The sequence below is a fragment of the Bacteroides sp. UBA939 genome (assembly GCF_002293435.1).
Lineage (GTDB): Bacteria > Bacteroidota > Bacteroidia > Bacteroidales > Bacteroidaceae > Bacteroides.
The window spans coordinates 1-5352 of the sequence record NZ_DBDF01000032.1 but is presented as its reverse complement, the minus strand read 5'-3'; the positions used below and the strand labels follow the sequence as shown (position 1 = coordinate 5352).

Genomic DNA, 5352 nt, shown 5'->3' with positions numbered 1-5352 from the left:
GATTGAGATTCCGTTTCGCTATATTATCTTCATAGTATAAACTAATTATGAACAGCTACTTAACATGAATAACTTACGGTACTTCGGGTACGAACTTGACTAACTATGAGTTGTTGGCTTGATTTACAACACTTATGTGTGGCTCATTTATAGCACTTGTATGTGATTCATTTATGGTACTTGCAACCCGTTTTTGTATCGCTTGCAATCCATTTCCGTATCGCTTGCAATTCATTTCCGTATCACTTGCAATTCATTTCTGTAACACTTGTGTTCTATAATCAGCCTGTTAATGCCTTCCTGCAAGCATACAACGGCATCACGCTGTAGAAGCAAAAACCCTTCTCTTGCAAGTACAGCGCAGCCCCTCGTTGTAGCCCGTAGTTCGCAACCTGTAATCGTTTTATTCCCTTGCAAAGATAAATACTTTAGCGTTTACTGACTAAAAAAAACGTGAAATTGTGGATAGGAAGCTGCAAAAGCAGTACTTTTGTAGAAACATTCCATAACATGAGAGTACTATTAATCAATACATCCGAACGCATCGGTGGAGCTGCGGTGGCAGCAAGCCGCCTCATGGAATCGCTTAAGAACAATGGTATCAAAGCCAAACTGCTGGTACGCAACAAGCAAACCGAACAGATATCCGTGGTGGCGCTCCGCCAAAGCTGGCGTATGGTGTGGAAGTTTGTGTGGGAACGGATTACAATATGGCAAGCCAACCGTTTCAAGAAGAATAACCTCTTCGCCGTCGACATTGCCAACACGGGCACGGACATCACCGCCCTGCCGGAGTTTCAGCAAGCGGATGTGATACACCTGCACTGGATAAACCAAGGCATGCTCTCTCTGAAAAACATGGATAAGATACTCTCCTCGGGAAAGCCCGTCGTATGGACCATGCACGACATGTGGCCTTGCACCGGCATCTGCCACCATGCCCGCCAGTGTACCCGTTACCAAGAGGAATGTCACCACTGCCCGTTTATCTATGGCGGCGGAGGCAAGAAAGACCTTTCACAACGTACATTTCTTAAAAAACGTAAGCTGTACGAAGGACGCCGCATCACTTTCGTCGCCTGTAGCCACTGGCTGGAAGAACTTGCCAGAAAGAGCGCCCTGTTCAAAGGACAATCCGTCACCAGCATTCCCAATCCTATCAATACCAATCTCTTCAAGCCCCGTAACAGGCGCGAAGCCCGCGATAAGTGCAGGCTGCCGCAAGACATCAAGCTAATCCTGTTCGGCTCGGTGAAGATTACGGATAAACGGAAAGGCATCGACTACCTGATTGAATCCTGTGAACTGCTGGCGGAGGCGCATCCGGAACTGAAAGAAGAATTAGGTGTAGTCGTTTTCGGCAACAACTCCCAGCAATTGGCAAACCGCTTACCGTTCAAGGTCTATCCGCTGGACTTCGTCAGCAATGAACGCCAACTGGTGGATATTTATAATGCGGTAGATATCTTCGTCACCCCGTCGCTGGAAGAAAACCTGCCGAACACAATTATGGAAGCCATGTCCTGTGGCATTCCCTGCGTAGGGTTCAACGTGGGAGGCATCCCTGAAATGATAGACCATCTGCACAACGGATACGTGGCGCAATACAAATCCCCGGAAGATTTCGCCAACGGCATCTACTGGATACTGACCGAACCGGAATACGCCACCCTTTCCGAGCAAGCCTGCCGGAAAGCCGTAACCAACTATTCGGAAAGTACCGTTGCCAAAAAATATATTGATGTCTATAACAAAGTAACCGGAAGAAATGCATAACCGCCCCATTCCTAAATTCAGCGTCATCACTGTGACTTACAATGCCGAAGCGGTACTGGAAGACACTATACAAAGCGTTATTGCGCAAACCTATCACCACGTGGAGTATATCATCGTGGACGGAGCATCCGGGGACGGCACACTTGCTATCGCCGGGAAATACCGGAACCATATCGCACAGCTTGTCAGCGAACCGGACAAAGGTCTTTACGATGCGATGAACAAAGGCATCAACCTTGCCACCGGCGATTACCTCTGTTTCCTCAATGCCGGCGACAGTTTCCACGAAGCCTCCACCTTGCAGGCGATGGTGCATAGCCTCACTGCTAACGAACTGCCGGATGTGATGTACGGTGAAACCGCCTTAGTCGATAAGGAAAGACATTTCTTGCGTATGCGCCGCCTTTCAGCTCCCGAAACGCTGACGTGGAAAAGCTTTAAACAAGGTATGCTTGTCTGCCATCAGGCCTTCTTTGTCAGGCGCGATATCGTAGAGCCTTACAACCTGCAATACCGCTTCTCCGCCGATTTCGACTGGTGCATCCGCATGATGAAGAAAGCGCAGGCGCTGCACAATGCGCATCTCACACTAATAGATTATCTGGAAGAAGGTATGACTACGCAGAACCAAAAGGCATCCCTCCGGGAGCGTTTCCATATCATGGCACGGCATTACGGACTGGTGAGTACTGTGGCCCACCACGCCTGGTTTGTAGTGCGGCTCGTATTGAAGAAATAAAGAAGATTGCCGAAGTTACTATGGATATAAGAAAAATTAAATCTAAAAAGCAGAATCATTCAAATAAAACACTTACTTTTGCAACTCGTAATTTTGCAATTGACTGAATAGGAAACAGCTTTTCAGTCCAACCCAAAAGATATATGGACAAATTTAGTTACGCTATCGGCCTGGGAATAGGTCAGAATTTATTAAGCATGGGTGCTAAAGGCCTCGCAGTAGACGACTTTGCACAAGCAATAAAAGATGTTTTAGAAGGCAATAACACAGCTATCACACATGCGGAAGCGCGTGATATCGTAAATAAGTACTTTGCTGAACTGGAAGAAAAAGTAAATGCCGCCAATATAGAGCAAGGCCGGCAATATCTGGAAGAGAATAAAAAACGTCCGGGTGTTGTTACCCTGCCGAGCGGCTTGCAATACGAAGTAATAAATAAAGGTAATGCAGGAACCCGTGCCACAGTTACCGACCAGGTGAAGTGTCACTACGAAGGTACTTTGATTGACGGAACCCTGTTTGACAGTTCCATTCAGCGCGGACAACCCGCCGTGTTCGGCGTGAACCAGGTAATCCCCGGTTGGGTAGAAGCATTACAGTTAATGCCCGAAGGCGCCAAATGGAAACTCTATATTCCTTCCGACCTGGCGTATGGCGCACAAGGCGCAGGCGAAATGATACCGCCGCACAGCACTTTGGTCTTCGAAGTGGAATTACTCGAAATATTATCCTAAAATAAATAAATAATAAAGTAAAATGAAAAAGGTAACATTAATTATGGCCCTTGCAGTAGGCGCAGGCTTGGTTTCCTGTACTGCACAAAGCCCGAAAGCAAACTTGAAAACGGATGTTGACTCATTGTCTTATGCTATTGGTGTGGCTCGTACCGACGGCCTGACCCAGTATTTGATGCAACAAGGTGTTGACACCACCCAAATGGCCGCATTCATCAAAGGTTTCAATGAAGGTTCCTCTAAAATCGAAAAGAAAGACGTTGCTTATATGACCGGTTTGCAAATCGGCCAGATGGTAAGTAAGAACTGGGTAGAAGGTTTCAATCAGCAAATCTTTGGTAACGACTCTACGCAAAGCATCAGCCGTAAGAACCTGTTGGCAGGTTTCGTTGCAGGCGTTACAGGCAAAAGCAATGTAATGACAAAAGAGACTGCCACTGCTTACATGACCACAGGCATGGAAGCTATCAAGGCAAAGGCTGTGGCAATTAAGTATGCCGATAACAAAGCTGCCGGCGAGAAATTCCTTGCTGAAAACAAAGATAAAGAAGGCGTTGTTACCACTCCGAGCGGTTTACAATATAAAATTATCACTAAAGGTACAGGCGTAATCCCTGCTGATACCAGCAATGTGATAGTTAACTATAAAGGTACTTTGATTGACGGTGTTGAGTTCGATAGCTCTTACAAATACAACAAACCCACTACTTTCCGTGCCAACCAAGTAATCAAAGGCTGGACAGAAGCTCTTACCATGATGCCCGTAGGTTCTAAATGGGAACTTTATATCCCTCAGGAACTGGCTTACGAAGGCAAAGAAACCGGCGGTCAGATTAAACCATTCTCTACTCTGATTTTCGAAGTAGAACTCGTAGGTATTGAGAAATAATTTATCGGTCAAGGAACTTTCCTTTTATCGGTAAAGACTTTACGGATGGAGGCGGATATATACAAAATATCCACTCCATCCGTTTCTTTTTTACGTTTACTCTATTTTTCCTTCCATTTATATAGAGAAATTAAAATAAAGTCCTATATTTGCTTACTATTTGATATGAACAAGAACTTACATTAAATTGATAGTATGGAAAAAATAGACAATCTTGACCGGCAAATTCTGGAGATTATTTCACAGAATGCCCGTATTCCCTTCAAGGATGTAGCGGCTGAGTGTGGTGTATCACGTGCTGCTATTCATCAACGTGTACAGCGTTTGATTGACTTGGGTGTTATTGTCGGCTCCGGTTATCATGTGAATCCTAAATCCCTGGGTTATAGAACCTGCACGTATGTAGGTATCAAACTGGAAAAAGGCTCTATGTATAAGTCTGTGGTTGCCGAAATGCAGAAGATTCCCGAAATTGTGGAATGCCATTTCACTACAGGGCCTTACACCATGTTGACGAGAGTATATGCGCGTGATAATGAGCATCTGATGGATCTGCTGAATAACAAAATGCAGGAAATTCCGGGTGTAACGGCTACTGAAACACTAATTTCACTGGAACAAAGTATAAAGAAAGAAATTCCCATTTGCCCGGAGAAATAATAAATGATTTATGGTGTTTCTGAATGAATATCATCTTTCGGGGCTGTTTATCGGAATTTGCACATTTCTCATTATCGGATTGTTTCATCCCATAGTGGTGAAAGCCGAATATTACTGGGGCACCAGATGCTGGTGGATCTTCCTTTTATTAGGCATTGGAGGTGTTGCAGCTTCTCTTTGTGTAGAAAGTGTTCCGGTAGCTTCTCTCTTGGGTGTATTTGCTTTCTCCTCGTTCTGGACTATTAAAGAGATATTCGAGCAGGAAAAGCGTGTGAAGAAAGGGTGGTTTCCCAAGAACCCCAAACGCACCTATAAATTTTAAAACGAAGAGATAAAAGGTATATTTTGCCTGAAAGGTTTGCATGTTTCAACAGAATATACTATTTTTGTGCCCGCTATCCGATAAAGGATGCGCCGGACTTGTAGCTCAGTTGGTTAGAGCAACAGACTCATAATCTGGAGGTCCCTGGTTCAAGCCCAGGCTGGTCCACAAAGAATAAGGTTCACAGGCAGTAGCTCGTGAGCCTTTTTTGTTGTTCGCCCAGCATGGTTCT

6 protein-coding genes and 1 tRNA gene are annotated in these 5352 nt (G+C 45.1%); all 7 read left to right on the top strand.

What is annotated here, in order from left to right; all coding sequences use genetic code 11:
* Positions 1-510 precede the first annotated feature (510 nt).
* Positions 511-1776 (top strand): glycosyltransferase family 4 protein, encoded by a 1266-nt coding sequence (locus B2Z67_RS02145; RefSeq protein ID WP_291528174.1) that lies wholly within the window; start codon positions 511-513, stop codon positions 1774-1776.
* Entirely contained in the window at positions 1769-2515 is a 747-nt protein-coding gene (locus B2Z67_RS02140) for a glycosyltransferase family 2 protein (protein ID WP_291528173.1), read from the top strand. The genes B2Z67_RS02145 and B2Z67_RS02140 overlap by 8 nt, the downstream gene beginning before the upstream one ends.
* 143 nt (positions 2516-2658) lie before the next feature.
* On the top strand, positions 2659-3249 hold the full coding sequence (locus B2Z67_RS02135; protein ID WP_291528172.1) for an FKBP-type peptidyl-prolyl cis-trans isomerase: 591 nt from the start codon (positions 2659-2661) through the stop codon (positions 3247-3249).
* Between the two features lie 22 nt (positions 3250-3271).
* A complete protein-coding gene (locus B2Z67_RS02130) occupies positions 3272-4138 on the top strand; it encodes an FKBP-type peptidyl-prolyl cis-trans isomerase N-terminal domain-containing protein (RefSeq protein ID WP_291528171.1) in 867 nt (288 codons plus the stop codon).
* A 195-nt stretch (positions 4139-4333) separates the two neighbouring features.
* Positions 4334-4798: an Lrp/AsnC family transcriptional regulator gene (locus B2Z67_RS02125; RefSeq protein ID WP_291528170.1), complete on the top strand. Its 465-nt coding sequence runs from the start codon at positions 4334-4336 to the stop codon at positions 4796-4798.
* Between the two features lie 10 nt (positions 4799-4808).
* Complete coding sequence (locus B2Z67_RS02120) at positions 4809-5120, top strand: DUF4491 family protein (RefSeq protein WP_291528169.1); 312 nt, start codon at positions 4809-4811, stop codon at positions 5118-5120.
* A 94-nt stretch (positions 5121-5214) separates the two neighbouring features.
* Positions 5215-5288, top strand: a tRNA-Ile gene (locus B2Z67_RS02115).
* Positions 5289-5352 lie beyond the last annotated feature (64 nt).

Coding starts and splice junctions, on each gene's coding strand:
- B2Z67_RS02120 (WP_291528169.1), top strand. CDS start 4,809: ATGGTGTTTCTGAATGAATATCATCTTTCGGGGCTGTTTATCGGAATT.
- B2Z67_RS02145 (WP_291528174.1), top strand. CDS start 511: ATGAGAGTACTATTAATCAATACATCCGAACGCATCGGTGGAGCTGCG.
- B2Z67_RS02135 (WP_291528172.1), top strand. CDS start 2,659: ATGGACAAATTTAGTTACGCTATCGGCCTGGGAATAGGTCAGAATTTA.
- B2Z67_RS02125 (WP_291528170.1), top strand. CDS start 4,334: ATGGAAAAAATAGACAATCTTGACCGGCAAATTCTGGAGATTATTTCA.
- B2Z67_RS02130 (WP_291528171.1), top strand. CDS start 3,272: ATGAAAAAGGTAACATTAATTATGGCCCTTGCAGTAGGCGCAGGCTTG.
- B2Z67_RS02140 (WP_291528173.1), top strand. CDS start 1,769: ATGCATAACCGCCCCATTCCTAAATTCAGCGTCATCACTGTGACTTAC.